This is a genomic window from Corynebacterium segmentosum (genome assembly GCF_900637825.1).
In the GTDB taxonomy this organism is placed as follows: Bacteria; Actinomycetota; Actinomycetes; order Mycobacteriales; family Mycobacteriaceae; genus Corynebacterium; species Corynebacterium accolens.
This window is the reverse complement of sequence record NZ_LR134408.1, coordinates 1,281,241-1,307,394: the sequence shown is the minus strand read 5'-3', so window position 1 is coordinate 1,307,394 and position 26,154 is coordinate 1,281,241. Positions and strand designations below refer to the sequence as shown.

Sequence of the window (26,154 nt, the reverse complement as noted above, 5' to 3'; positions counted from 1 at the left end):
GGTGCTAGGCGGGGGCAGGGGCTTAAAGCCGGTGGCGGCCTAAGCTTTATGGGACCGCCTTATGGGACCAAGAAGCCCAAGACGTTGGTCATCAAGAAGACGATGACACAGACAACGGCCAAGAACGCGATGGAGTAGCCCACGACGTTCTTCAAGATGACGGATTCCTTGCCCTCCATGGATACGGCGGTTGCCGCAATGGCCAGGGACTGTGGCGAAATCATCTTACCCACAACACCACCGGCGGTATTGGCGGCCAGCATGAGGTCAGGGTTGACGCCAATGCGGTCAGCGGCGGCGACCTGGAGGTTGCCAAAGAGCGCGTTCGCGGAGGTATCGGAGCCGGTCACCGCGGTACCGATCCAGCCCAGCACGGGAGCGAAGAGAGCGAAGATGGAACCGGCGGAAGATACGAATTCACCGATGGCGATGGTCTGACCCGAGTAGTTCATCGTGTAGGCCAAAGCGAGGACCAAGACAATGGTCAGTCCGGAGAACTTCATGCGGTTGGCAACTTCACCAAAAGCTTGCACGGGTTGGGCGAAGCTGAGCTTGTAGCGGCCGTTTTCGTTGCAGAAGTGATAAACAATGGCCACGATAATGCCGGAGAGCAAGAGCAAGGTACCGGGGTTGCCAAAGACATTGAAGCTAAAGCTGGTGTCCATGGCCTCGCCGTTGGTGCCGATGACGGTGCCATCCAGCAGCGGCCACGCGAACTTCAGCTTCCAGAAGCCGAAGATCGCCGGTGCTGCGGTCGCGATGGCAAATACGGCGGTAACGACGGCGTAGGGCAGCAGGGCCATCCAGATGCGGCGGCCATTGAGGTCGGTCGACGTTTCTGCGGCGGGCAGCTCCATGCGCTCGCGCAGCTGCGCGACGCCGCGTGGCTTCCAGACGCGGAGGAAGATGAAGGCGGCACCCAGGGAGACGATGCAGGCAATAACGTTGGTGAGCTGGTAAGCAAAGAAGGTGGCGGTCAGCCACTGTGCGGCGGCAAAGGAAATGCCGATGACCGCGGCGGCGGGCGCCGTTTCCTTCACGCCGCGCATGCCGTCCAGGATGAATGCGATGAGGAACGGAACAATCGCGGCAATGACCAAGACCTGCAGGGCGATAAGGCCGGCGATATCTTGGGTTTGCTCGGCGGTACGTCCGCCAACCTCACCGGCGGTGGTGACCGGAATACCAACCGCGCCGAATGCCACCGGAGCGGTATTGGCAATAAGAACGACCGTCGCAGCGCGCAGCGGCTTGACGCCGAGCGCCATAATCATGGTGGCGGTGATGGCCACCGGGGCGCCGAAACCCGCAAGGGCTTCAAGGAGGCCACCGAAACAGAAGGCGATGAGCATCGACTGGATGCGGATATCGCCATCGCCTAAGAGGTCGAAGGTCTTACGCAAATCTTCGAAGCGGCCCGAGGCGACCGTGATTTCGTAAAACCAAATCGCCGTAATAATGACCCAAACAATGGGCAGGAGGCCGAAGAGCCCACCGCGGACCGCGGAGGACAGTGCCATATCCACGGGCATCGAAAAGGCAACTATGGCCAGGATGATGGAGGTCGCAAGGGCAACGGCTCCTGAAGTATGTGCACGGGCTTTAAAGCCCATCAACATAATGAAGAAAGCCACGAGGGGGAGAATTGCCACGAGCGCGGTGAGCCCAAGACTGTCTCCCACAACAGAGGTATTTATCTCAAACATTGAGTATCCTCGATTCTAACGGGGGTACTATCGCAGGCGCATTCGGTCTGCGGGGGACTTAAATTAGTTGCCCACGCGTTTCAGGCGAGAGCTAGCGCCGAGCGAATGCCCGAGTGCTACCTGGAACACAGTGAGTTAGCGTAAGCATATCGCGTCATAAACGCGGTCGTGTGATTTGGCCCAAGTTAATTTATGTCACCGTCTCTGTGGGGAGTCAGTGTGCGAGCAGGCAGCGGAATACTCCGTACAGTGATATATCACACATTAATGGTGTAAAGTCCACAAGAACCAACTTAAACGGGCTTGAACTGCCGGATAATTTGGGAGAAACAAAAATACTCGGGAAGATTGTACGCCTAGATCGGAAAACTTTCAGATACTTTTCTGGCAGCCTTGCAGCCCACTGCACGCGCTATAAAGGCTCTGTAGTATTGCGGTTGTTGGGCAAAGCCTCGGGCACCTTACTCACCCAGAGCAGTAAAGTACTCGAAGGACCCGCGGTAGGCCCATAGAAATTATTACTCGACTTTTTGAGGAGATTTACAGTGACTACCCGCGTAGGCATTAACGGCTTTGGCCGCATTGGTCGTAACTTCTTCCACGCAGTTAACCGGACCGACAACGACCTTGAGATCGTTGCCGTCAACGACCTGACCGATAACCAGACTCTCTCTAACCTGTTGAAGTACGACTCTGTACTGGGGCGCTTCGACGGCGAGATTACCTACGACGATGACTCCATCACCGTCAACGGCAACCGCATCCAGGTCTTCAACGAGAAGGATCCGAAGAACCTGAAGTGGGGCGAGCTGGACGTGGACCTTGTTATCGAGTCCACCGGCCTGTTCACCAACGGCAACGACGCAAAGGCTCACATTGAGGCCGGCGCCAAGAAGGTCATCATCTCTGCTCCGGGCAAGGAAGTTGACGCAACTTTCGTCTACGGTGTTAACTCCGACACTTACGACCCAGCTAACCACGACGTTATTTCCGCAGCTTCCTGCACCACCAACTGCCTGGCTCCTATGGCCAAGGTCTTGAATGATAAGTTCGGTGTGGAAAAGGGCCTGATGACCACCGTTCACGCTTATACCGGTGACCAGCGCCTGCAGGACGCTCCTCACAAGGACCTGCGCCGCGCCCGCGCCGCAGCGGTCAACCTGGTTCCTACCTCCACCGGTGCAGCTAAGGCCGTCTCCTTGGTCCTGCCTGAGCTGGAAGGCAAGCTGGACGGCTACGCAATGCGCGTTCCGGTCATCACCGGTTCCGCAACGGACCTGACCTTCACCGCTTCCCGCGACGTCACCGTTGAGGAGATCAACGCCGCACTCAAGGAAGCAGCTGAAGGCGAGCTGAAGGACACCCTCGCATACACCGAGGATCCCCTGGTTTCCACCGACATCGTCACCTCCCCGCACGGCTGCATCTTCGATGCCGGCATGACCAAGGTCTCCAACGGCAACCTGGTCAAGGTGCTGGGTTGGTACGACAACGAGTGGGGCTACACCTCCCAGCTCGTCCGTATGACCAACTTGGTTGCAGAAAAGCTCTAAAGTTCTAATACAGAGCAGCCCTTAATGCGATACCGGCCACAACGAACGCCCCTGACGGCACGACGTTGTGGCCGGTATCCTTTTATGTAGGAACCTCAACTGCAGAGTTCACTTTAAAAGGAGTAACACATGGCTTTTAAGACCCTAGATAACCTGCTAGAAGAAGGCGTAGAGGACCGCCACATTCTGGTTCGTTCTGACTTCAACGTGCCGCTGGATGATGATGGAAATATCACCGATCCCGGCCGCATTACCGCATCTCTTCCCACCATCAAGGCTCTTGTCGATGGCGGCGCGAAGGTCATCCTTTCCGCACACCTCGGCCGCCCCAAGGGTGAGGTAAATTCCAAGTACTCCCTGGCTCCGGTCGCAGAAGCGCTGTCTGAGGCCCTAGGCCAGTACGTTGCCTTGGCCAACGACGTCACCGGCGAAGACGCCCACGAGCGCGCCAACGGACTAAATAGCGGCGATGTCATGCTGGTAGAAAATGTCCGCTTTGACCCACGCGAGACCTCTAAGGATGAGGCAGAGCGCGGCGAATTCGCCGACGAGCTCGTCGCCCTGGCTGCCGATAACGGCGCCTTCGTCTCCGACGGCTTCGGCGTTGTTCACCGCGCACAGACGTCTGTGTATGACGTCGCCAAGCGCCTGCCCGCCTACGCCGGCAAGCTGGTGGAAAAGGAATTGGACGTATTGTCCACCGTGGCCAAGGATCCAGCGCACCCTTACGTCGTCGTTCTGGGCGGTGCAAAGGTTTCCGACAAGCTCGGTGTTATCGAAGCCCTTGCCGGAAAGGCCGACAAGATCATCATCGGCGGTGGCATGTGCTACACCCTTCTGGCCGCTAAGGGCTACAACGTTCAGGAGTCTTTGCTGCAAGAGGACCAGATCGAAAACTGCAAGAGCCTGCTGGAGCGCTTCGGCGACAAGATCGTCCTTCCGGTAGACCTCACCGCCGCCAGCGAGTTCGCCGCAGACGCTGAGACCAAGGTTGTTGAGCTCGATGGCATCCCTGAGGGCTGGATGTCCCTGGACATCGGACCCAAGTCCGTCGAGAAATTTGCCGACGTACTGGCAGATTCCAAGACCGTATTCTGGAACGGCCCCATGGGCGTATTCGAAATGGAAGCCTTCTCCAAGGGCACCGCTGGGGTGGCGCAGGCGATTATCGATGCCACCTCCTCCAACGGTTCCTTCTCCGTCGTCGGCGGCGGCGACTCCGCAGCCTCCGTGCGCACCCTGGGCCTCGACGAGGATGGCTTTAGCCACATCTCCACCGGCGGCGGCGCATCCCTCGAATATCTCGAGGACAAGGAGCTGCCGGGCGTTTCCGTGCTCGAGGCATAAACCGCCTGAACTAGCTCAATATAGGCGTACACAGAAAGGATCAATCATGGCACGTACACCACTTATTGCTGGCAACTGGAAGATGAACCTCGATCACATCGAGGCCATCGGTTCCGTTCAAAAGTTTGCCTTCTCCCTGCCGGAGGATTACTACGATAAGGTCGATGTAGCCTACATGGTTCCATTTACCGATATCCGCACCATTCAGACCCTCGTTGAGGGCGATAAGCTGAAGATCACCTACGGTGCGCAGGACATCTCCAAGCACGAATCCGGCGCCTACACCGGTGAGGTATCCGGTCAGATGCTGAGCAAACTGGGCTGCAGCTGGGCAGTCGTCGGCCACTCCGAGCGCCGCGAATACCACGGCGAAACCGACCAGCTGGTCGCTGAGAAGGCCGCAGCGGCCCTGGAGAATGGCATCAGCCCCATCGTCTGCGTGGGCGAGCCGCTCGACGTGCGCGAGGCCGGAACCCACGTTGACTACGTGGTAAACCAGACCCGTGATTCCCTGCAGAGCCTGAGCGCCGAGCAGCTATCCAAGACGGTTATCGCCTACGAGCCCGTGTGGGCCATCGGCACCGGCAAGGTTGCCTCCGCTGATGACGCGCAGGAAGTCTGCGCTGCAATCCGCGGCTTGGTCAAGGAGCTGGCAGGCGACGAGGTCGCCGAGGGCATCCGCATCCTGTACGGCGGTTCCGTGAAGGTTGACTCCGTTGCTGATATCGTCAGCAAGCCCGACGTGGACGGTGGCCTGATTGGCGGTGCTTCCTTGGTAGGAGAGGACTTTGCCAAGTTGGCCGCCAATGCCGCTAATGCCGTTAGTTAACATGCGTTAACAACCATCACAAGGTCACTGTTGTGCCGCGGGTTGGGGTGAGCCCCGCCCGCGGCATGGTGTACAGTAGGCGCTTGTGATTGCTTTGCGTAGGCAAAGCCGGAAAGTACTTCGCGCCGGTGGCTAACGTGACTTTCGGTAGTACATCGAAGGTGCCACTGGGCGCACGTTGAGAAAAGGAAGAACCTCATGGTCTTAGCACTGGAAATCATTTTGCTAATTTCAGCTATTTTGATGTCCATCTTTGTGCTTTTACACAAGGGCAAAGGCGGCGGCCTGTCTAGCCTTTTCGGCGGCGGTGTGCAATCGAACCTGTCCGGTTCGACCGTGGTGGAAAAGAACCTAGACCGCTATACCGTCGTCATGGTGATTATCTGGTTGGCCTGCATCGTTGGCCTTAACCTTATCCAGGCCTACGCTTCTTAGGAAGCACGCGGCAGGCCACCGCTAACCACTAGCGGCGGCCAACCGCGCAAAACAGCGCCGGTACTTCAGTCACATAACCCTTCGTAGAGAAGGGAAAGGACCGAGGTACCGGCGTTGCTGGCTTTACAGCTCCTGGGCGGCATCGTCTGCAAGGAAGAGGATCGTTTCCTTCGTCCCTTGTGCACCAGCGGCCGGGCACTCTTCAGCGTCGACGCCGTCCACGATGCTTTTTGCGGCAGCGGCCTTTTCCTCCCCGGCGACCAAGAGCCAGACGCGCTCAGACCTATTGACCGCAGGTAACGTCAGGGTGATGCGCTCGCTGGGTGGCTTCGGCGAATCGTGTACCGGTACCGCTAGTTCTTTCTGCTCACGGACGGCAGGAGAGTGGGGGAACATGGAGTTAATGTGGCCTTCTGCACCCATGCCCAAAAGGTGGAGGTCGAAGCCTAAAGGCGCGAAGTCCTTCAACTCTGGCTCGTAGGCATTGGCGGCCGCCTCCATGGAGACCGCACCGAGGTCGAACCCGTGGATATTCTGATCTGGGATATCCACGTGATCGAGCAGCGCGGAACGCGCTTGGCCTTCGTTGGAATCTGGGTCGCTGACCGGGACATTGCGCTCATCGCCAAAGAAGATGTGCACGCGGGACCAATCGATGCGCAAGGCGGGGTAGTTCTCGCCTTGCTGCTGTGCGGCGAAGTCCAAGCGCGCGAGCTCGTGCAGCAGCCCAATTCCTGCGCCCCCGCCAGTTAGTACGACTCTTGCCACGCCGTCACCATGGAGGCCACCGTTGCCGGCCTGAATACCGGCGATGGTCTCAATGAATTTGAGTGCGGCTTGGGAAATAAGGTCATCTACATCGCTGACGCGGTGAAGCGTTACCATTCGGTATCAGAATCCTTTGCAAAGAATCGGTATGAGCAAGTGCGCTATTAAAGCTTACTGTAGTCTACTTCTCCCAGAGCACGCAGCGCCTGAGCATAAGTTTTATCGGCGTCGAGGTGCCGCAATTCCTCCGAGAGGATTTCGGTTTGCGTGCGCGGGCTCAAGCTGACCAGTGAGTCTGGCGTGCCAGGCACGCGCACCCGCACGGTGCGCTCGTCCACGACATCCACATCCACGTGGGTCGTCTCCCGGTTAAAGCGCAGGTGGGTAACCGGGAAATAGTCACTATTGGTTTCCTCGGCCATGCGCTGTACTGGGACGCTCAGGCGGTCAAGCAGCCACCCCGCAGCGAAGTTAGGTGCCGGATGCCCGGCGGGGCCGGCGACCTCTACCGATTGCACCTTTTCATGGGGATGATGGTCGAGCGCCGATGCGACGACGCCGCGCCACAAGGTGATGGAGGCCCAGGACATATCGGAATCGCCGGGGGAGTAGCCATGAGAAAGCGCGCGCAGATCCTGCTCACCCACGGTGCCTTTATGCGCCACATTCGTGATGCGGCGCTGCGCTAACTTGCCCACGGGGCTTTCGGAGGGAACCTGCGGGCACAGGTTTGGCCACCACGCGACCAGCGGGGTATCCGGCAGCAAGAGCGGTGTGAGCACGGACTCGGCTTGATCCGCGAGCGCACCGTGCAATTGCATGACGACGGTCTCGGAGGCACCGGCCTCGCCACCGACGCGGAGCTGGGCATCGAGCTGGGTATCAGAATTCGGATCTCCGGGGACCACGACGAGCACGCGGGAGGGGTGCTCATGAGAGGCATCGCGCACAGAGGAAAGGATCTGTTCCAGATCGTCGCCTTCTTGTGCCTCCACGATCAGGGTGAGCACCCGGCCGGTGGTGCGGGTGTAGTGCTCCTGGGCATCGACAAGCTTCTTGGCAATTTCACCGGTGGTGGTATTAGGCAATGGAATAATCATTGACTACGTCCCTTCTACGGGCGACGCCAGGAATGACCCCGGCGGCGCAGCATCTTATCGGCTGTGGTGGGCCCCCATGTGCCCGCCTTATAATCTTCGGGCTCGCCATGCTTGGACCAGTAATCGATGATCGGATCCAAAATCGACCACGAAAGTTCGACTTCTTCATTGGTGGGGAACAGCGATGATTCATCGAGGAGGGCATCCAAGATGAGGCGCTCATAGGCCTCGGGAGATTCCTCGGTGAATGCCTCGGCGTAGGCGAAGTCCATGTTTACATCGCGGACTTCCATGGTGGAACCAGGCACCTTTGAGCCAAAGCGCATGGTCACGCCCTCATCGGGCTGAACGCGGATAACCACGGCGTTTTGGCCAAGGGCATCGGTTTCGCCATCGACAAAAGGCTGGTTCGGCGCGGCCTTGAAGACTAAGGCGATCTCGGTGACGCGACGCCCCAGCCGCTTGCCCGTGCGCAGGTAGAAAGGCACGCCTCCCCAACGCCGCGAATTGACCTCCAACGTGCACGCCGCATAGGTCTCTGTGGTGGAGGCGGGATCGAAGCCCTCCTCCTCGCGCAAGCCCTTCACGTATTCCGAGCCCTGCCAGCCGGCGGTGTACTGACCACGGGCGGTGGTTTTATTGAGCGGATGGACCGGCTGCGTAGCGCGCAGCACCTTGACCTTTTCAGCGCGCAGCGCCTCCGGCTCGAAGGAAGAAGGCTCTTCCATTGCCACGAGGGCGAGCAGCTGCAGCAGGTGGTTCTGAATGACGTCTCGGGCCGCACCGATTCCGTCATAATAGCCAGCGCGACCGCCAAGCCCAATATCTTCGGCCATGGTGATTTGCACGTGGTCGATATAGTGCGCGTTCCACATCGGCTCAAAAATCTGGTTGGCAAACCGCAGCGCCATGATGTTTTGCACGGTCTCTTTGCCCAGGTAGTGATCGATGCGGAAGACGGCCGATTCTGGGAAGACCGCGTTGACGATCTCATTGAGCTCGCGCGCGGATTCCTGGTCGTGGCCAAAGGGCTTTTCGATGATCACTCGGCGCCACGAGTCCTCCATGGAATTGGCCATGCCCACGCGTTCCAACTGGTGGCAGATATCGGAGAAGAACTCTGGCGGCACCGAAAGGTAGTATGCCCAATTGCTTCCCGTACCGCGGGCCTTATCCAGCTCGGCCAACCGCGCAGAAAGCCTGTCAAAGCCCTCATCATCAAAGGAACCTTGCACGAACTCGATTCCTTGGGATAAGTGCTCCCACACGTCGTGGTTAAAGTCAGTGCGGGCGCCGGCTTCTACCGCGCTGCGAAAATAATCGCAGAAGTCCGCGTTATCCCAGTCCCTGCGGCCATAGCCGACGAGCGTGAAGCCAGCGGGCAAGAGACCGCGGCTGGCAAGGTCATAGATGGCCGGCAGGAGCTTTTTGAAAGCTAAATCGCCGGTCACACCAAAGATGACCATGCCCGCGGGGCCCGCGATGCGTGGCAATCGTTTATCGGCGGCATTACGCAAGGGATTGACCCAAGCGGCTGAGTCCGTCACGGATTATCCTTCCTGGAGGGAAAAGCTATGTAGTCTTTCAACTAGTGGCGGCATAATGCCCCGCCGGCTATCCGGCGGGGCTAGGACCACGGTCGTAGTTTACGCGAGTCGTTGTTTGAGGGAATCAAGGAGGTCATTCCACGCGGCGACGAACTTATCGACGCCCTCGCGCTCCAGGACTGCAAAGACATCTTCTAGGTCAATGCCCACCGATTCGAGCTGGGAGAAGACCTTCTCGGCTTCTTCGCCGGCAGTGGAGAGGGTATCGCCGTGGAAACCACCCTCCTGCAGGACCGCATCAATGGTCTTTTCCGGCATGGTATTTACCGTGTGCGGGCCAGCCAGCTCGGTCACGTACAGCGTTGCTGGGTAGTCAGGGTTCTTCACGCCGGTAGAAGCCCACAGCGGGCGCTGAATGGGCGCGCCTTCTGGGAGGCCGTTGTTGTCACCGAGCAATTCTTCCTGGAAGAGGGCGTAGGCACGCTGCGCGTTAGCGACACCGGCCTTGCCTCGCAAGGACAGGGCCTCATCGGAACCGATAGCTTCCAAGCGCTTATCCACTTCCGTATCCAGGCGGGAGACGAAGAACGATGCGACCGAGTGAATCTTGGTGACGTCCTTGCCACCCTCGGCTGCGCGCTTGAGCCCAGCCTGGAATGCGGCGATGACCTCGCGGTAGCGGGCGACCGAGAAGATCAGGGTGACGTTGACGCTGATTCCCTCTGCCAAGGCATCCTCGATAGCGGGGAGGGAGCCCTTGGTAGCCGGGACCTTGATCATCGCATTGGGGCGGTCCACCTGGTCCCACAGTTCGCGGGCCTGCTTGAGGGTTGCCGCGGCATCGTCGGAGATGCGCGGATCCACCTCGATGGATACGCGGCCATCCTGGCCGTCGGACTCGGCATAAATATCGGCAAAAAGGTCACAGGCGTTTTGTACGTCCGTAATTGCCAGGGAGTAGACGGCTTCATCGGCCGAAGCGTTCTTCTCCTTCAAGGCTGCCAGGTCTTCGTCATAGGCCGTGCCGCTGGTCATGGCGGTGGCAAAGATAGCCGGGTTGGTGGTCACACCCACGATGGACTTGGAGGAAATAATCTCCTTCAAGTTTCCAGATTCCAAGCGCTGGCGCGAGAGATCATCGAGCCACGTGGAGGTGCCCAATTGGGCAAGTTCAGAAATGTTGTTCATAGTCATTCCTTTTAGCGTCGGTGAGGTGGGCTTAGCTTTGGGCTTCGGCGATGCTTTCGCGTGCAGCATCGGCAACCGCAGCAGAGGTAAAGCCAAACTTTTCGAAGAGCTCGTCGCCGGGAGCGGAGGCCCCGTAGTGCTCTAGGGAGACGTTGCGGCCGAAAGTACCGGTGTACTTGTGCCAGGCCTGAGCGAGGCCGGCTTCGACGGAAACGCGGGCTCTCACGCTGCTGGGCAGGACCGATTCGCGGTATTCTGCGTCCTGCTCGTCGAACCACTCCAAGCACGGCGCCGATACCACGCGGGCTGCCGTGCCTTCGCTTTCGAGCTGGTTGGCTGCCTCCACCGCGAGCTGTACCTCCGAGCCAGTGGCCAGCAAGATAACATCGGGCTCGTCCTTGGAGCCTTCGACCAAGGTGTAGGCGCCGCGGCGAACGCCATCGCGTGCCTTTTCCTTGGTGCCTTCCAAAATAGGGAGGTTCTGGCGGCTAAGCGCAAGTCCCTTCGGGGCTGCCTTGTATTCCATCGCTGCGGCCCAGGCCTGTGCGGTTTCATTGGCATCGGCAGGCCGGATTACAGACAGGTTCGGAATGGCGCGCAAGGCCGACAGGGTTTCTACCGGCTGGTGGGTAGGGCCGTCTTCGCCCAAGCCAATAGAGTCGTGCGTCCACACGTAGTAAGTATCGGTAGACATCAGCGAGCCGAGGCGCACGGCTGGGTACTGATATTCGGAGAAGATCAGGAAGGTACCGCCATACACGCGGGTATTTCCGTGGAGGGCGATGCCGTTCATGATGGCGGACATCGCGTGCTCGCGGATGCCAAAGTGGAGGTTGCGGCCATAAGGCTGCGCGGACCACTTATTGGTGGTGATGTTTTCAGGACCGAAGGAATCCGCGCCCTTAATCACGGTGTTATTGGAACCCGCCAGGTCGGCCGAGCCGCCCCACATTTCCGGCAAGGCAGCAGCCAGCGCCTGGATGGTCGCCTCAGAGGCTTTACGGGTGGCAATCGCATCGCCTGGCTCCCATACGGGGAGCTCGGCATCGAAGCTCTCCGGCAATTCGCGGGCGCTCATGCGGTCAAAGAGCGCCTTATTCTCGGCGTTGTCCGCCGCCCACGCGTCGAACTTTTCTTGCCACTGCGCGTGCTTTTTGGCGCCGCGCTCGCGCAGCTTGCGGGTGTGGGCCAAGACCTCATTATCGATGTGGAAGGTTTTTTCTGGGTCGAAGCCGAGGACTTCCTTGGTGGCGGCAACTTCGTCATCGCCAAGCGCCGCGCCGTGCACGCCGCCGGTGTTCATCTTGGTCGGGGCAGGGTAGCCAATGACCGTCTTCACGCGGATGAAGGAGGGGCGCTCCGTTTCCTGCTGGGCATTGCGCACTGCCTCTTCAATGGCAACGACGTCCTCGCCGGATTCCACGGTCTGGACGTGCCAACCGTATGCCTCATAGCGCGCAGCGACGTCCTCATTGAAGGCGATATTGGTGTCATCCTCGATGGAAATGCGGTTGTCATCCCAGAAGACAATCAGGTTGCCCAGCTTCTGGGTGCCAGCCAAAGACGATGCCTCAGCGGTAACGCCTTCCTGCAGGTCGCCGTCGGAGGCAATGGTGTAGACGTAGTGATCAAAGGGGGATTGGCCGACCGGTGCCTCAGGATCGAAGAGGCCGCGCTCCTTGCGGGCGGCCATGGCCATGCCTACAGATGATGCCAGACCCTGGCCGAGTGGGCCGGTGGTGATCTCCACGCCATCGGTGTGGTGCACCTCAGGGTGGCCCGGGGTGAGAGAGCCCCAGGTGCGCAGCTGCTGGAGATCTTTCATCTCCAAGCCGAACCCACCCAAGAAAAGCTGGATGTACAGGGTCAGGGAAGAGTGGCCGACAGACAACACGAAGCGGTCGCGGCCGGCCCATTTCACGTCATTGGGGTCGTGATTGAGGACGCGCTGGTAGAGCGTATAGGCGAGGGGAGCCAGCGACATCGCCGTGCCTGGGTGCCCGGAGCCGCAGTTTTGGACGGCATCGGCAGCAAGCACGCGCACAGTGTCGACCGCGCGAGTATCGGTGTCTGTCCAGTCGTCCGGATAACGGCGCTCGACCATAGCTTGCAGGTCTGGGGACAAATTATCTTTCGACACGGTATAAGGCCTCGCTTAAATCTAGGCGTTTATTACTGAACTCCACACAGTCTAGTTACTTTTTTGACGGCGGTGCGGAATTATTGAAAGCTGCGGGGAACCGGTAAGCTGGCATGGCTAAGCGGTGTACGGCACAGCATTAGTTACTCTCTGCGTTTCCGCTGCATTGCTACGATCCATGTGTAGCGCATTTTATATGTAAGCCATAGTGTGAATTAATTCTCCGGAACTTTTGTGCCGGAGTGTGCGACCACTACACCGTGGGCATAGCGCACTGTGTAGCGTGTGTGCTGTAGATCAACGTCTGTTCAGATAGTGGAGGAATTCCTTGGAGACCATCAAGGCCTATTTTGCGCTAACGAAGCCGAGGATTATTGAACTCCTCCTCGTGGCCGCAATTCCGGCGATGCTCCAAGCGCAACGGGGCGTTGAGGCGGTTTCTGAGAATATCTGGCTCATCATTTCCACCATTTTCGGCGGATGGATGGGCGCTGCGGCCGCCCATACCTTTAATAACGTGGTCGATTATGAAATTGACCAGAAGATGCAACGCACCCGCGCGCGCCCACTTGTGCGCGCCACGATTTCGAAGCGGAACGCGGCGATCTTTGCCTGGATCATGCTCGTGGTGTCGGTGCTCTGGCTGGGAATCCTGGCCAATTCTTGGTTGGCCGCGTTCTTCGTCATCCTCACGAACTTTTTCTACGTCTTCGTCTACACCAAGTTTTTGAAGATGCGCAATGCCCAAAACATCGTGTGGGGCGGTTTAGCAGGGTGCATGCCGGCCATGGTGGGCTGGGCAGTCATCCGCGATAACGCGCCAGCGGGCGAGCCCGACCGCTGGTGGCAGGCAATAGTCCTATTCCTCATTATCTTTTTCTGGACCCCGCCACATACCTGGGCCTTGGCCATGAAATACAAGGAAGATTACCGCAAGGCCGGGGTGCCGATGCTGCCGGTCGTGGCGACGGAACAAGAAGTAACCCGCCAAATCGTGTGGTATTCCGTTGGCACGGTCATCGTCACGCTGCTGATCGTCCCCGCGGCATCGTGGATTTACCTCATTGCCGCCGTAACTTCTGGCGCGGTCTTCTTATGGCTAGCCATCCGCCTGCACCAAGGCGTAAAGAAAGGCGCAAAGGTAAAACCCATGCGCCTGTTTATCTATTCAAATAACTACCTGTCGGTACTCTTTATTGGCCTGTCCATCGATGCCGTCATAGGTTGGGAGCCAATCGGCCGGATGCTTGGTTGGTCCGCCACCCTGTTCTAAATCCCGGTAGCACGCTGAAGCGCGAGCCTTCGTGGCTCGCGCTTCTTTTTGTCTTAATCCTGCTTTACCCGCAGAACAATAGAACCGGTGGTGCTGCGCGATTGTAGGTCGCGGTGGGCCTGCTCTGCTTCTTCCAAGGGATAGGAGGCCGATACGTTGAACTTGAGGTCTCCGTCCATCACGGCCTGGACGACCGCTTGCGCGCGCATCTGGAATTCGCCCTCTTGCGCCGTCCACGCGCCGAGCGAAGGCCGGGTCAAGAAGATGGAGCCATGCTTATTGAGCAGCTGCGGATCGATGGGCTCAACAGGGCCAGAAGCGGCGCCAAAGAGTGCAACAGTGCCGCGCGGGCGAACGGCCTCGAGCGATTCGAAGAAGGTGGATTGGCCCACGCCGTCATAGACCACATCGACGCCCCGTCCGCCATTAAACCGGCGAACCTGCTCGCCCAGACCATCGCTGTAACGGAAGACGTGGTCGGCGCCGCACTTGTACGAGATCTCTTCCTTTTCATCGGTGGAAACGACCGTATAAACAGTTGCGCCCAAAGAGGAAGCCATTTGGGTCAACAGTTGGCCCACACCGCCCGCACCAGCGGTGATGAGGCACGTGGCGCCTTTACCAAGCTCATACACGCCGTGGGAAAGGAAGTGGGCGGTCATGCCTTGTAGCAGCATGGAGGCAGCGATCTCGGTGGGGAAATCATCCGGTACAGCGACAAGGCCGTTCCGGGGGACGCAGACCTGCTCGGCATAGGAGCCAAAGGCGTGGTGCCATGCCACCAGGGAGCCTTCCGCAATTTCCCCCTTGGGATCGTGGACAACGCGCCCCGTTCCCTCAAAACCAGGGATAAAAGGCGTCTGGGCGTTATAGATACCCTCGCGGTAGTAGGTATCGATATAGTTCACGCCCGCCACGGTGACATCGACTAAGACTTCGTCCTCACTAGGCGTGGGCGCAGGAACCTCGGCGTAGCGCAGGACTTCCGGCCCGCCCGTTTCTGTGATCTGGATAGCATGCATAAGGCCATGCTATCCCACAACGCCCACTAGCTGCAGAAAAATGGTGCTGCCTAAATCCTAGACGGCGGCGCGTTCCTCATTTAGTGATTGCTGGCGAACGGCGTATTTATCGTCGCCTGCGGGAGAGCCTGAGATGAGGTCTGGCGTGCCGCCGACGCGGTGGCGCCCGTGTGCCCAGAGCAGGGCGGTAAAGCCGGTGACCACGGCGGACATACCGATGTGGAAGGGGACCGTCCACCGAGGCACGCCCAGGTAGAACTGCAAGACGCCCACGGCCCACTGGATGAGGATGCAGACGATAAGGACCCACCCGGCCTTCTTGGTCTCCTGCGGCGCGCGGTGCTTGTACAACAGGAAGACGGTGATGGCGGTAAAGATGAGGTAGACGTACATGCACATGGCGTGGGCGATGGCCATGGACTCGGTATCCACATCCAAGCGGCCTTCCATTCCCACTCCGGAGTCGCCGGAATGCACGCCGGAACCGGTCACCATGGTGCCGGTAATCAGGACAACCGATAGGGCGATGGTCGCGATGACGGCGATAATGCGAATTGCCTGCGGGAACCGCGGCTGGGCGGTGCCATCATCGGGTTCTTTGATGCGGGCATACAGCATGCAGGCAAGCCACACCAGCACCATGGAAGGCAGGAAGTGAAGCGCCACGGACCACCAGCGCAGATCCAGGTGCACGGAGATGCCGCCGATGACGGCCTGCAGGACGATGCCGGCCACGTTGAGCCATGCATAGACCCTGAGCTCAGGGCGGCGGCACGCCATATACATGGCGATGACTGCCGCGCCTGCTGCGGCGGAATCGACGAAAGTGAGTAGGCGGTTACCAAACTCAATGATCTGGTGGATTGCCGGCGCGGCGCCTTCTACCGGTACCAAGGAACCAGGCTGACATTGGGGCCAAGTGGGGCAGCCCAGGCCGGAGCCAGTGACGCGGACAATGGAACCAGATACGGTGATGCCGCCTTGGCAGAAGATCAGGATCAGCGCGATGAGGCGCTGTTGCTCCACGGTAGGGACGGCTTCTTTAAAAAAGCGTTTAGTTCTGGTCCAGTAATTCACAAGGTGCATCTTACTAGGGGGTGTGTGGCGAGCCGAAACCTTTGGCTCTATTTCGCGGGGAACTGGGTATAACTCACATTTAGCCGTCGAAACGGAACCAACGAACGGCCGCATACGACGCCACCGCTAGCCACGCGGTCAAGGAAATGAGCTCGATGCCAGGAAAGGTGGAATTGGAGGCATCGGCAAGCGCGCCCGCTAGCGCCACGGTGGGCACGATGTTGAGCAGGCCATTATCGCCCAAACCCTGGGAATACAGGGCCCAGCCGACGATCGCCAGCAGGATAAACCAAATGAGGTTAGCCAGCGCTAGTACGGCCTCAGAGCTAAGGGTGCCGCCAAGCACCAAACCCATGGCGGTAAAGGCGGCGACGCCGAAAATGAGCGAGACGATCATGAGCAGGATGCCGGGCGCACTGATGCGCAGGCCCAAGGCAAAGGCCGTGGCACCGAGCACGAGAATCTGGAATACCACCATCGTCAGCACGCCGATAATCTTGCCGCCGATGATCGCCCACGCCGGTACGCCGGAGGCGCCGGTGCGCTTTAAGGCCCCGTAGCGGCGGTCAAAGGCGAGGGAGATGGCTTGCCCGGTAAAACCAGCCGAGGTTGCCGCCACCGCGAGCACCATGGGAAAGACCTCGTGCAGCCCATGCCCGGTGGATGATTCCAGGCGGGCGGTCCCAATCAGGATGGCGAGCGGGATAATGATGCTGAGCAATTGTTGCTCCCCGTGGCGCAGCATGAGCTTGGCCTCCATGCCGCCTTGGGCAAAGATGATGGCGCCCGCACTCGCTCGTTTGGGTGCCGGGCTGAAGGTGCCGGGGGAAAACGTTGCGCTCATAATCGGGGGCCTATTCCTTGAAAAATTTGAAGTGGCGATTGTAGGTACTGGTGATTTTAGGATGAAGACAGGACACAGGGTTTTATCAACTGCGCAAGTGCCTGCCTGTGAGGTCGAGGAATACTTCCTCGAGGTTCCGGTGGTGGGATTCCAGGCTTCGCAAAAGCACGCCTTGGCGGGCGAGCTCGGCGGCGAGGGCGGAAATTAGTTCCGGCGAACTGGGCTGGCTCACCCTGTAGTGCAGCGGCCGCGAGGCGGTCGTGGGGATGTCAATTCGCTGCAAGGCGTCCAGGTCAACTGCGGAGTTGGCGCTAAAACTAAACCCGGCGCTCTCGCCCTGGGAGGTAAGTTCTGCTGGGGTTCCCTGCGCCACGAGCGCGCCGTGATCCATGATGGCGATGTGATCTGCCAGCGATTCGGCCTCATCCATCAGGTGGGTGGTCAATATCACGGTGACCCCGTCGCGCTTCAGGGCGCGGATCAAATCCCACACGGCGAGCCGGGATTGGGCGTCCATGCCCGCGGTGGGTTCATCGAGGAACACCAGCTCGGGCCTGCCGATGACCGCGAGCGCGAGCGATAGCCGCTGCTGCTGCCCGCCGGAAAGCCGCCGATAAGGCGTGCGCGCAACGCCTTGCAGGCCCAAGGTTTCGAGCAGCCATTCCGGCGGTAGAGGATTGGCGTTATAGCGCGCGGTCAATTCCAACATCTCTAGCACGCGGATGCCGGAATAAGAACCGCCGCCTTGCAGCATGATTCCCACCTTTTCGCGCACCCTATCTGGCTCGGTGCTGGGATCAAGGCCTAAGACCTTAATGGATCCGGCGGTGGGGTGGATAAAGCCTTCAGACATTTCGATGGTGGTGGATTTACCAGCACCATTGGGGCCGAGCAGGCAAAATATTTCGCCGTGTGCAACGCTCAGGCTGAGCCCATTGACGGCTGCCGTGGGGCCAAATTTCTTTACCACACCATCCAAGGACAGGGCGGGGCTTTCAGCTGGAATTGCATTCACGGGTGCCTAGTTTAAGACACGGATTCCGTTTCGGCGCATTGCACCCCACCACACTCCGGCTACCACGGCGAATGCGCAGGCAGCGGCGATATAGATGGAAAGCACCGTCCCAGCGGGCAGGCCCAAGCCGCGCGGAAGGACGAAAAAGCTCATCGCGCCGGTATAGGCAACGACGCTAAACCGGAAGATGTGCCGGTTCGCCCACGCCGCCAACGGCAAAACGGCCCAGAGGATGTACCACGGGTGGACCACTGGGAAGAAGATAACGAGCACGAGGGTAGAGATTCCCAGCCCGCCCACGGGGTGGATATATCCGCGCAGCGTGGCAAAGAGCATGCGGGACATGAAGGCGACGGCGACCAAGACGCCGAAACTGCGCGTGATGGTCAATATGGCATCGGTGTGGTCCCCAAGGCCTAAAAACATGCCGAGGAAACCGGCGCCCACTCCCACCGCCGTGGACAGGGAAAGACAGGAGCGAATCGTGGCGGCTCCGCCTTGCCCGGTAATCCACCCGAGGTTAATGCCCGTGATGAGGCTGATGACCGCAATGGTGACTACGAGCACCGCGCCCTGCACGGCAATGGCTATAAATAAAGCCCGCCAGCGCGGTACGCGCGCCTGCACGTGCAGGTGGCGGGCATACGCCATGCCGATAAAGCCGAGCCCAATAAAGCCGGTGACCTTGACCATTCCGGCGCAGGACAGGAAAACCCCAGAGGCTATTAGCGCAACGTAGGCTCCTCTTTTATCCTGCCCCAGCTTATCGATGCCCCTTAATCCAAGCTCCATGCCCAGTAACGACAATCCAAGCATGATGGATTCATTATGGATACCGCCGACGAGGTGAAGGATGGTCAGCGGGTTCAAGATGCCGAGCCATAGTGCGGAGGCAGGGGAGACGCGGCATCGCTGAGCAAGCTGCGTGATGGCCCAGCCGGCCACGATGATGCCCACGATGGAAAGTAGGCGGTGGGTGATGACGCCTAAGACAATGGAATTTCCGGTGATGATGCTGACGATGGCCGCCAGCCCCAAGGCAACGGGCCCATATGGTGACGGTGAATTCGCCCAGATAAACGGAACGGAGCGCGCGAGCTCGTTGCCAGCGCCCAAGAGCTGAACTGGGCCGGCGGAATAGGGATCCATCCCTTTGGCCACGATGGAGCCATTGGCCAAATAAGAATAGATGTCTTGGGTAAATAAGGGTGCGGTAAAGATGAGGGGGATGATCCACCCAGCCCACGTGATCCACAGCTGGCGCGGGGAGACCAGCCGGCGGGAGCGATCGCTGGCGGGCTCGCCGGGTCGCGCCTGGCGCAGCGGGGTGCCCACGAAGGGGGCGAGGAAAATCCAGGCCGTTACTAAAAGCCCCACGCCCACCATGACGAGCGCAGACGAGGTCTGGAGCATACGCGACATGAGGGAGCCGAAGGGCACATTGTCATAGGGGTTGCCCACTACAGGCAGTGCGCCTGCTCCCAAAGCGCCAAAGGCAATGAGGAGGGAACCGACGGTTCCGGCCCACCGCAAGATGAAAAAGGTGCGCTTTTGGGAGACCGTGGTGTGCTGCAGTTCCTCTGGCGCCTGGGTGATGAAATCGTAGCGAGTATCCCCGGCTTGCGCGCCGGTGCCTTCGGCGTGCAGCTGCGCGGAACGAGAACCTGCGGTGCCCAAGCGCGGCAATTCTGCCTTTACGCTCTCGAGCACTCCCCGTAGTTTCCCTTTCATGGCTTAAGACCTTACGCGAGGACCGTGGGGTGGGAAATTCACCCCCGCCGCCACGCCCGGTGACTGCAGTGGTGGCATTCCGGAATGAATTAAGGAACACTAGTGTTGTCTAATGATGAAAGCGCAGTTATGGCGCTTGCGTAGCGACGGCATTTCCGGCGCGACGGAGCACGGTGACTGCAGGCAACTGACCTAAGGAAGGGAGGTTTTAGGGCATGGCTAACTCACAGCGCGCGGCAGCGGCGCATGTGGCGGTGAAAGAATCACGGTCCACGGATGGTGATACCCGCCGCCAGGTACTGCTGCTATTGCTTAAGGACGGCCCTGTAACCGCCTCTTACCTGGGTGAGCGCCTTGGTCTTTCGACCGCCGGGATCCGCCGGCATTTAGACATTCTGGTGGAAGAAGAACTAACGGAAGTTGTCGAGCGCCGTCCAGCTTCTCGTTCGCGGATGCACTCCGGAGCGGGTCGTGGGCGACCGGCAAAGCACTTCCGCCTGACGGATCGTGGGCGTGCGCAATTTGGCCACGCCTATGATGAATTGGCTTCTGAAGCGTTGACCGCGCTGCGCTCTGCGGGCGGTTCAGAGGCTGTGAAGAACTTCGCTAAGGCTCGGTTTGAGCGCATTATCGCCGATGTGCGTCCCTTCGTGGACGCGGAAGAATCGGTCGAGGAAGTAGCGCGCAAACTGGCTGAAACCCTGGATAAGCACGGGTACGCCGCAACCGTGGACCGTGCGGGCCAGGGCGTGCAAATCTGTCAACACCACTGCCCGGTTGCCCATGTGGCGGCCGAGCACCCTGAACTGTGCGAGGCAGAGCAGGAAGTCTTTTCCGCCCTCTTAGGCAAACACGTACAACCTTTGGCTTCTATCGCAGATGGCCACGGAATTTGTACCACGAATATCCCCTTGACACCTGTCAAAACTAATACTGAAAGGAGCGAGTCATGACCCAGGCACAATCGGCACCTGATAACAAGATGACCGATGATGAGATCATCGATTCTATTGGTGCGTATGAGTACGGCTGGCACGACTCGGACTCGGCCGGCGCTTCTGCCGCCCGTGGCCTGAACGAGGACGTTGTCCGCGATATTTCCGCAAAGAAGGGCGAGCCCGAGTGGATGCTGAACCAGCGTCTCAAGGCCCTGGATATCTTTGATAAGAAGCCCATTCCCACTTGGGGCGCGGATCTCTCCGGCATCGACTTTGACCAGATCAAGTACTACGTCAAGTCCACCGAAGAGCAGGCGCAGACCTGGGACGACCTCCCGGATGATATTAAGGCCACCTACGATAAGCTGGGCATCCCTGAGGCAGAAAAGCAGCGTTTGGTTGCCGGCGTGGCCGCACAGTACGAGTCTGAGGTTGTCTACCACCAGATTCGCGAAGACCTGGAAAGCCAGGGCGTTATCTTCGTCGATACCGATACCGCGCTGCGCGATTACCCAGAGCTTTTTAAGGAACACTTCGGCACCGTTATTCCTGCCGGTGACAATAAGTTCTCCGCGCTTAACTCTGCAGTGTGGTCCGGCGGCTCCTTCATTTACGTCCCGAAGGGCGTGCACGTTGACATCCCGCTGCAGGCCTACTTCCGTATTAATACCGAGAACATGGGCCAGTTCGAGCGCACCCTTATCATCGTGGATGAGGATGCCTACGTTCACTACGTGGAAGGCTGCACCGCGCCCATCTACAAGTCGGACTCCCTGCACTCCGCAGTAGTTGAGATCATCGTGAAGAAGGGCGGCCGCTGCCGCTATACGACGATTCAGAACTGGTCCAGCAACGTCTACAACCTGGTGACCAAGCGCACCAAGGTGGAAGAGGGCGGCACCATGGAATGGGTCGATGGCAATATCGGCTCCAAGGTCACCATGAAGTACCCGGCCGTGTGGATGACCGGTCCGCACGCTAAGGGTGAGGTGCTTTCCGTCGCCTTCGCTGGCGAAGGACAGTTCCAGGACACCGGTGCAAAGATGACGCACATGGCGCCCTACACCTCCTCCAATATCGTCTCCAAGTCCGTTGCCCGTGCCGGCGGCCGCGCTGCTTACCGCGGCTTGGTGCAGGTTAACCAGAATGCGCACCACTCCACGTCCAACGTGGAATGCGACGCCCTGCTCGTGGACAATATCTCGCGTTCGGACACATACCCGTATAACGACATCCGCAACGAGTACGTCACGCTGGGCCACGAGGCAACCGTGTCGCAGGTTTCTGAAGAGCAGCTGTTCTACCTCATGTCCCGCGGCATTGCGGAAGAAGAAGCAATGGCAATGATCGTGCGTGGCTTCGTTGAGCCGATTGCTAAGGAGCTGCCGATGGAGTACGCCCTCGAGCTCAACCGCCTCATCGAACTGCAAATGGAAGGATCGGTCGGCTAAAGAAATGGTCGCTTCGAACGAATTCAATCCGGATAAGATCACCAAGGGTGACGTCTTTACCTCTACCAACGTGGAGGATTTCCCGGTACCGCACGGCCGCGACGAGGTCTGGCGCTTTGTTTCCCTGCGCAAGCTGCGGGGCCTGCACAACGGGGAATTTGCTCAAGCGGTTGCCCAGGACGTCAAGGTAAGCAAGCACCCAGGTGTTTCTGCGGAGACTGTAGACCGCGACGATGAGCGCCTTGGCCGCGTGGGCAAGCCTTCTGACCGCGTGGCCGCCCAGGCATGGACCGCCATGCCGGAAGGTCAAGTGGTAACCGTTGACCCTGAGGTGCAGGTGGAAGATCCCATCACCATTACCTTTACGGGCAAGGGCGAGGACGTGACCTCATTCGGTGCCACCTCCATCGAGGTTGGCCACCATGCGGAGGCCACCGTTGTGTTAAAGTACGTCGGCTCGGGCACCCACGCGGATAACGTGGAGTTCATCCTTGGCGATGGCGCACACCTGACCGTCATCGTGGACGTCGACTGGGAAAACGACGCGGTGCACCTGTCTAACCAGGTGGCCCAGGTGGGACGCGATGCCGTGCTGCGCCACAACTCCGCCATCTTCGGCGGCGAGGTCGTGCGCATCGTCCCGCGCGTGAACTTCACCGCTCCCGGCGGCGACGCCGAGTTGTTGGGCGTGTATTTCGCGGACTCTGGTCAGTACTTCGAAAACCGCATGCTCGTGGATCACTCGGTTCCTAATTGCCGCTCCAATGTCCTGTACAAGGGCGCCTTGCAGGGTGAGAAGAAGAACGAGGCTCGTACCTGCTGGGTAGGAGACGTGCTTATCCGCTCCAACGCACAGGGCACCGATACCTATGAGACGAATAATAACCTCATCCTCACGGACGGTGCGCGCGCAGACGCCATTCCGAACTTGGAGATTGAGACCGGTGAAATCACCGGCGCCGGCCACGCCGCCACGGTTGGACGCTTTGACGATATCGAGCTGTTCTACCTGATGTCGCGCGGTATTCCGGAGGCAGAGGCTCGTCGCCTCATCATTCGTGGCTTCTTCAATGAGGTCATCCACCGCATTCCGGTGCAATCCCTGTCCGAGGAACTGGAAAACCGCATTTCCGAAGAACTGGAAAAGATCTCCGCTTAACGCACTTACAGAAGGAAACCCACAAAACTATGTCTACTCTGGAAATTAAGAATCTCCACGCCCAGGTTCTGCCGAATGAAGAAAACGGCGAGCCCAAGGAAATCCTCAAGGGCGTCAACCTCACCATCAACTCCGGCGAGATCCACGCCATCATGGGCCCGAACGGCTCCGGCAAGTCCACCTTGTCCTACACCATTGCTGGTCACCCGAAGTACGAGGTCACCGAGGGCGAGGTGCTTCTCGATGGCGAGAACCTCCTCGACATGCCCGTTGACGAGCGCGCTCGCGCCGGCCTGTTTTTGGCCATGCAGTACCCCACCGAGGTGCCGGGCGTAAAGGTATCGCAGTTCATGCGCTCCGCCGTGACCTCTATCCGCGGCGAGGCTCCCAAGCTGCGCGAGTGGAATAAGGAACTCACTGAGGCTCGCGAGAACCTGAAGATTGATAAGTCCTTCATCTCCCGCTCCGTCAACGAGGGCTTTTCCGGTGGCGAGAAGAAGCGCCACGAGGTCATGCAGTTGGACATCCTAAAGCCCAAGTTCGCGGTCATGGATGAGACCGACTCCGGCTTGGACGTTGACGCGCTGCGCATTGTTTCTGATGGCATCAACCGCTACCAGGATGACACCAATGGCGGCATCTTGATGATTACCCACTACAAGCGCATCTTGAACTACGTGCAGCCTGATTTCGTGCACGTATTCGCTAACGGCCAGGTTGTAAAGACCGGCGGGGCCGAGCTGGCAGACCAGCTTGAGTCTGACGGCTACGACCAGTTCCTGCAGTAAAGACCAGCCCAGCGCTGGTTCATCCTCGATGAATCGAAGAAGTTTTATGTCTGGATTTGATGTAAACGCAATTAGGGAGCAGTTCCCGATCCTGCAGCGCACCGTGCGCGGCGATAAACCGCTGGTGTACCTGGATTCGGGGGCTACCTCCCAGCGCCCACTGCCGGTGTGGAAGGCAGAGGAGGAGTTCGTTCTCCATACCAACGCCCCCGTCCACCGCGGCTCGTATCAGCTGGCCGAGGAGGCGGATAACGCCTATGAGTCGGCCCGTCAGGCCATCGCGGCCTTCGTTGGCGCGGACCGCGATGAGATTGCCTTTGCCAAAAACGCCACCGAGGCGCTCAATGAGGTTGCCTATACGCTTTCCGATGAGCGCGCGGGCGAGCTCTACGTGGGAGAGGGCGATACCGTCGTCATCACGGAGCTTGAGCACCATGCCAATCTCGTGCCGTGGCAGGAGCTCTGTGAGCGCACCGGTGCCACCTTGAAGTGGTACTCGTTGACTGACGATGGCCGCATCGACTTGGATTCGCTCGAGCTCGATGAATCCGTCAAGGTTGTTGCGTTTACTCATCAGTCCAATGTGACTGGCGCGGTTTCCGATGTCGAGGAAATGGTGCGCCGTGCTCGCGAGGTCGGCGCCATGGTGGTGCTCGATGCCTGCCAGTCCGTCCCGCACATGCCGGTGGATTTCCACGCCTTGGATGTGGATTTTGCCGCATTCTCGGGCCACAAGATGTGTGGTCCCAATGGCGTGGGAGTGCTTTACGGCAAGGACGAATTGCTGCGCAAGCTTCCCCCGTTCCTCACGGGTGGCTCCATGATCGAGGTAGTGAAGATGGAAGGAACCACCTTCGCGGAACCGCCCACGCGCTTTGAAGCGGGAACCCAGATGACCAGCCAGGTCGTCGGCCTCGGCGCCGCGGTGAAGTTCCTCGAGGAGGTGGGGATGGATAATATCCATGCCCACGAGCAGAAGCTCACCGCCTATGCCTTGGAACAGCTTCGTGAGATTCCGGGGCTGCGCATTATCGGCCCAGAAACGGCTGAGAACCGCGGCGCGGCCATCTCCTTTACCGTGGAAGGCGTGCATCCGCACGATCTGGGTCAGGTTCTGGATGACCAAGGCGTATCCATTCGCGTTGGCCACCACTGCGCGTGGCCGCTGCACCGCGCCTGCGGTGCGCAATCTACCGCACGCGCTAGCTTTTACCTGTACAACACGGAAGCCGAAGTGGATAAGCTGGTAGAAGCCATTAAGGCCGCCCGCGATTTCTTTGGAGTTGCCTAATGAATCTAGATTCGATGTACCAAGACGTGATCTTGGATCACTATAAAAATCCGCAACACGCGGGGTTGCGCGAGCCGTTCCAAGCAGAGGTTCACCACGTGAACCCCTCGTGCGGCGATGAGCTCACGTTGCGCGTCAACCTTTCCGCGGATGGCAAGACCGTTGAAGATGTGTCCTACGACGCCGAAGGTTGTTCCATCTCGCAGGCATCGACGTCCGTCATGGCGGAAGAGATCGTCGGCTTGCCCTTGGAGGAAGCCAATAAGAAGCTTGCCGAGTTTGAAAAGATGGTCACCTCGCGTGGCCAGGACGAAGGCGATGAGGACATCATCGGCGATGGTGTTGCCTTTGCAGGTGTTTCTCAATACCCGGCACGAGTTAAATGCGCGCTGCTAGGGTGGAAGGCTTTTCAGGCCGCCACCGCAGATGCGCTCAATGAAGTGGAGAAGTAAATGACCGATCCCGTAGATCCTTACCAGAACGAGAATTCGTCCTTCAGCGCAGGCGGTGAGCGGCCCGAGCAGACGGAAGAACAGCTGTCGAAGGCCTTCGACATCACCGAGTTCATGCGCGATGTCATCGACCCGGAGCTCGGCATCAACGTCGTTGACTTGGGCTTGGTCTATGACCTGTGGCTGGAAGAAGAGGACGGCAAAGAGCTCGCCATGATCAACATGACGTTGACCTCGCCGGCCTGCCCTTTGACCGACGTCATTGCGGAACAGGTTGAGGACATCGTTACCGGCAAGAAGCTTGCCGATGGCGTGCGTATCAACTGGGTGTGGATGCCGCCTTGGGGCCCACACATGATTTCCGAAGAAGGCCGCGAGCAGCTCCAAGCTCTGGGCTTTGCGGTTTAATCACCACGGAATAGTGGGAAAGCGGCGGTAGTATTACCGCCGCTTTTTTGCGTGAATTAGTGCCTTGGCCTTTGGTTGCTAGACTGGCTTGT

23 protein-coding genes are annotated in these 26,154 nt (G+C 59.1%); 12 read left to right on the top strand and 11 right to left on the bottom strand.

What is annotated here, in order from left to right:
• Window positions 1-59 precede the first annotated feature (59 nt).
• On the bottom strand, window positions 60-1,706 hold the full coding sequence (locus EL217_RS06275; protein ID WP_005279111.1) for an L-lactate permease: 1,647 nt from the start codon (window positions 1,704-1,706) through the stop codon (window positions 60-62).
• A gap of 545 nt (window positions 1,707-2,251) precedes the next feature.
• On the opposite strand from EL217_RS06275, the gene gap reads away from it, so the two are divergent.
• The 4 genes from gap (at window position 2,252) to secG (ending at window position 5,870) form a co-directional block, all read left to right on the top strand.
• Entirely contained in the window at window positions 2,252-3,259 is a 1,008-nt protein-coding gene (gap, locus tag EL217_RS06270; protein ID WP_023028837.1) for a type I glyceraldehyde-3-phosphate dehydrogenase, read from the top strand.
• Between the two features lie 129 nt (window positions 3,260-3,388).
• Window positions 3,389-4,606, top strand: coding sequence for a phosphoglycerate kinase (locus tag EL217_RS06265; protein WP_126319092.1), 1,218 nt, complete (start codon window positions 3,389-3,391; stop codon window positions 4,604-4,606).
• Window positions 4,607-4,652: 46 nt separating this feature from the next.
• Window positions 4,653-5,435, top strand: coding sequence for a triose-phosphate isomerase (gene tpiA / locus EL217_RS06260; protein ID WP_126319090.1), 783 nt, complete (start codon window positions 4,653-4,655; stop codon window positions 5,433-5,435).
• A 198-nt stretch (window positions 5,436-5,633) separates the two neighbouring features.
• A complete protein-coding gene (secG, locus tag EL217_RS06255) occupies window positions 5,634-5,870 on the top strand; it encodes a preprotein translocase subunit SecG (protein ID WP_005279116.1) in 237 nt (78 codons plus the stop codon).
• Between the two features lie 123 nt (window positions 5,871-5,993).
• Here secG and pgl read toward each other — a convergent pair whose 3' ends face one another.
• From pgl to tkt, 5 genes are all read right to left on the bottom strand, one after another.
• Window positions 5,994-6,755: a 6-phosphogluconolactonase gene (gene pgl, locus EL217_RS06250; RefSeq protein ID WP_126319087.1), complete on the bottom strand. Its 762-nt coding sequence runs from the start codon at window positions 6,753-6,755 to the stop codon at window positions 5,994-5,996.
• A gap of 47 nt (window positions 6,756-6,802) precedes the next feature.
• On the bottom strand, window positions 6,803-7,738 hold the full coding sequence (locus EL217_RS06245; RefSeq protein ID WP_005279118.1) for a glucose-6-phosphate dehydrogenase assembly protein OpcA: 936 nt from the start codon (window positions 7,736-7,738) through the stop codon (window positions 6,803-6,805).
• A 14-nt stretch (window positions 7,739-7,752) separates the two neighbouring features.
• Entirely contained in the window at window positions 7,753-9,285 is a 1,533-nt protein-coding gene (gene zwf, locus EL217_RS06240) for a glucose-6-phosphate dehydrogenase (RefSeq protein ID WP_126319085.1), read from the bottom strand.
• 99 nt (window positions 9,286-9,384) lie between these two features.
• Entirely contained in the window at window positions 9,385-10,473 is a 1,089-nt protein-coding gene (gene tal, locus EL217_RS06235) for a transaldolase (RefSeq protein WP_023030708.1), read from the bottom strand.
• 31 nt (window positions 10,474-10,504) lie between these two features.
• Window positions 10,505-12,577, bottom strand: coding sequence for a transketolase (tkt, locus tag EL217_RS06230; RefSeq protein WP_172596747.1), 2,073 nt, complete (start codon window positions 12,575-12,577; stop codon window positions 10,505-10,507).
• Between the two features lie 364 nt (window positions 12,578-12,941).
• On the opposite strand from tkt, the gene EL217_RS06225 reads away from it, so the two are divergent.
• Complete coding sequence (locus EL217_RS06225) at window positions 12,942-13,886, top strand: heme o synthase (protein WP_005279123.1); 945 nt, start codon at window positions 12,942-12,944, stop codon at window positions 13,884-13,886.
• Window positions 13,887-13,939: 53 nt separating this feature from the next.
• Here the strand turns inward: EL217_RS06225 and EL217_RS06220 are convergent, their stop codons facing one another.
• From EL217_RS06220 to mptB, 5 genes are all read right to left on the bottom strand, one after another.
• Complete coding sequence (locus tag EL217_RS06220; RefSeq protein WP_126319081.1) at window positions 13,940-14,908, bottom strand: quinone oxidoreductase family protein; 969 nt, start codon at window positions 14,906-14,908, stop codon at window positions 13,940-13,942.
• 57 nt (window positions 14,909-14,965) lie between these two features.
• Entirely contained in the window at window positions 14,966-15,994 is a 1,029-nt protein-coding gene (locus tag EL217_RS06215) for a COX15/CtaA family protein (RefSeq protein WP_126319079.1), read from the bottom strand.
• Window positions 15,995-16,064: 70 nt separating this feature from the next.
• On the bottom strand, window positions 16,065-16,829 hold the full coding sequence (locus tag EL217_RS06210) for an ABC transporter permease (protein WP_005279129.1): 765 nt from the start codon (window positions 16,827-16,829) through the stop codon (window positions 16,065-16,067).
• Between the two features lie 85 nt (window positions 16,830-16,914).
• Window positions 16,915-17,844 (bottom strand): ABC transporter ATP-binding protein, encoded by a 930-nt coding sequence (locus tag EL217_RS06205; protein WP_126319077.1) that lies wholly within the window; start codon window positions 17,842-17,844, stop codon window positions 16,915-16,917.
• A gap of 6 nt (window positions 17,845-17,850) precedes the next feature.
• Window positions 17,851-19,575: a polyprenol phosphomannose-dependent alpha 1,6 mannosyltransferase MptB gene (gene mptB / locus EL217_RS06200; protein WP_126319075.1), complete on the bottom strand. Its 1,725-nt coding sequence runs from the start codon at window positions 19,573-19,575 to the stop codon at window positions 17,851-17,853.
• Window positions 19,576-19,790: 215 nt separating this feature from the next.
• Here mptB and EL217_RS06195 point away from each other — a divergent pair, with 215 nt between their 5' ends.
• The 7 genes from EL217_RS06195 to EL217_RS06165 are packed head-to-tail and all read left to right on the top strand — an operon-like array spanning window position 19,791 to window position 26,062.
• Complete coding sequence (locus EL217_RS06195) at window positions 19,791-20,528, top strand: helix-turn-helix transcriptional regulator (protein ID WP_005279134.1); 738 nt, start codon at window positions 19,791-19,793, stop codon at window positions 20,526-20,528.
• Complete coding sequence (sufB, locus tag EL217_RS06190) at window positions 20,525-21,964, top strand: Fe-S cluster assembly protein SufB (protein WP_023022420.1); 1,440 nt, start codon at window positions 20,525-20,527, stop codon at window positions 21,962-21,964. Before EL217_RS06195 ends, sufB begins: the two co-directional genes overlap by 4 nt.
• Window positions 21,965-21,968: 4 nt before the next feature.
• Window positions 21,969-23,123: a Fe-S cluster assembly protein SufD gene (gene sufD / locus EL217_RS06185; RefSeq protein ID WP_126319073.1), complete on the top strand. Its 1,155-nt coding sequence runs from the start codon at window positions 21,969-21,971 to the stop codon at window positions 23,121-23,123.
• Window positions 23,124-23,152: 29 nt separating this feature from the next.
• A complete protein-coding gene (gene sufC / locus EL217_RS06180; protein WP_005279139.1) occupies window positions 23,153-23,911 on the top strand; it encodes a Fe-S cluster assembly ATPase SufC in 759 nt (252 codons plus the stop codon).
• 46 nt (window positions 23,912-23,957) lie between these two features.
• On the top strand, window positions 23,958-25,202 hold the full coding sequence (locus tag EL217_RS06175) for a cysteine desulfurase (protein ID WP_126319072.1): 1,245 nt from the start codon (window positions 23,958-23,960) through the stop codon (window positions 25,200-25,202).
• Complete coding sequence (sufU, locus tag EL217_RS06170; protein WP_005279143.1) at window positions 25,202-25,654, top strand: Fe-S cluster assembly sulfur transfer protein SufU; 453 nt, start codon at window positions 25,202-25,204, stop codon at window positions 25,652-25,654. The genes EL217_RS06175 and sufU overlap by 1 nt, the downstream gene beginning before the upstream one ends.
• A complete protein-coding gene (locus EL217_RS06165; RefSeq protein WP_005279145.1) occupies window positions 25,655-26,062 on the top strand; it encodes a metal-sulfur cluster assembly factor in 408 nt (135 codons plus the stop codon).
• Window positions 26,063-26,154: the final 92 nt, after the last annotated feature.

Coding starts and splice junctions, on each gene's coding strand:
- tkt (WP_172596747.1), bottom strand. CDS start 12,577: ATGGTCGAGCGCCGTTATCCGGACGACTGGACAGACACCGATACTCGC.
- EL217_RS06220 (WP_126319081.1), bottom strand. CDS start 14,908: ATGCATGCTATCCAGATCACAGAAACGGGCGGGCCGGAAGTCCTGCGC.
- mptB (WP_126319075.1), bottom strand. CDS start 19,575: ATGAAAGGGAAACTACGGGGAGTGCTCGAGAGCGTAAAGGCAGAATTG.
- EL217_RS06215 (WP_126319079.1), bottom strand. CDS start 15,994: ATGCACCTTGTGAATTACTGGACCAGAACTAAACGCTTTTTTAAAGAA.
- secG (WP_005279116.1), top strand. CDS start 5,634: ATGGTCTTAGCACTGGAAATCATTTTGCTAATTTCAGCTATTTTGATG.
- pgl (WP_126319087.1), bottom strand. CDS start 6,755: ATGGTAACGCTTCACCGCGTCAGCGATGTAGATGACCTTATTTCCCAA.
- sufB (WP_023022420.1), top strand. CDS start 20,525: ATGACCCAGGCACAATCGGCACCTGATAACAAGATGACCGATGATGAG.
- EL217_RS06175 (WP_126319072.1), top strand. CDS start 23,958: ATGTCTGGATTTGATGTAAACGCAATTAGGGAGCAGTTCCCGATCCTG.
- EL217_RS06195 (WP_005279134.1), top strand. CDS start 19,791: ATGGCTAACTCACAGCGCGCGGCAGCGGCGCATGTGGCGGTGAAAGAA.
- sufD (WP_126319073.1), top strand. CDS start 21,969: ATGGTCGCTTCGAACGAATTCAATCCGGATAAGATCACCAAGGGTGAC.
- tal (WP_023030708.1), bottom strand. CDS start 10,473: ATGAACAACATTTCTGAACTTGCCCAATTGGGCACCTCCACGTGGCTC.
- EL217_RS06245 (WP_005279118.1), bottom strand. CDS start 7,738: ATGATTATTCCATTGCCTAATACCACCACCGGTGAAATTGCCAAGAAG.
- sufC (WP_005279139.1), top strand. CDS start 23,153: ATGTCTACTCTGGAAATTAAGAATCTCCACGCCCAGGTTCTGCCGAAT.
- EL217_RS06165 (WP_005279145.1), top strand. CDS start 25,655: ATGACCGATCCCGTAGATCCTTACCAGAACGAGAATTCGTCCTTCAGC.
- sufU (WP_005279143.1), top strand. CDS start 25,202: ATGAATCTAGATTCGATGTACCAAGACGTGATCTTGGATCACTATAAA.
- tpiA (WP_126319090.1), top strand. CDS start 4,653: ATGGCACGTACACCACTTATTGCTGGCAACTGGAAGATGAACCTCGAT.
- EL217_RS06275 (WP_005279111.1), bottom strand. CDS start 1,706: ATGTTTGAGATAAATACCTCTGTTGTGGGAGACAGTCTTGGGCTCACC.
- EL217_RS06265 (WP_126319092.1), top strand. CDS start 3,389: ATGGCTTTTAAGACCCTAGATAACCTGCTAGAAGAAGGCGTAGAGGAC.
- EL217_RS06210 (WP_005279129.1), bottom strand. CDS start 16,829: ATGAGCGCAACGTTTTCCCCCGGCACCTTCAGCCCGGCACCCAAACGA.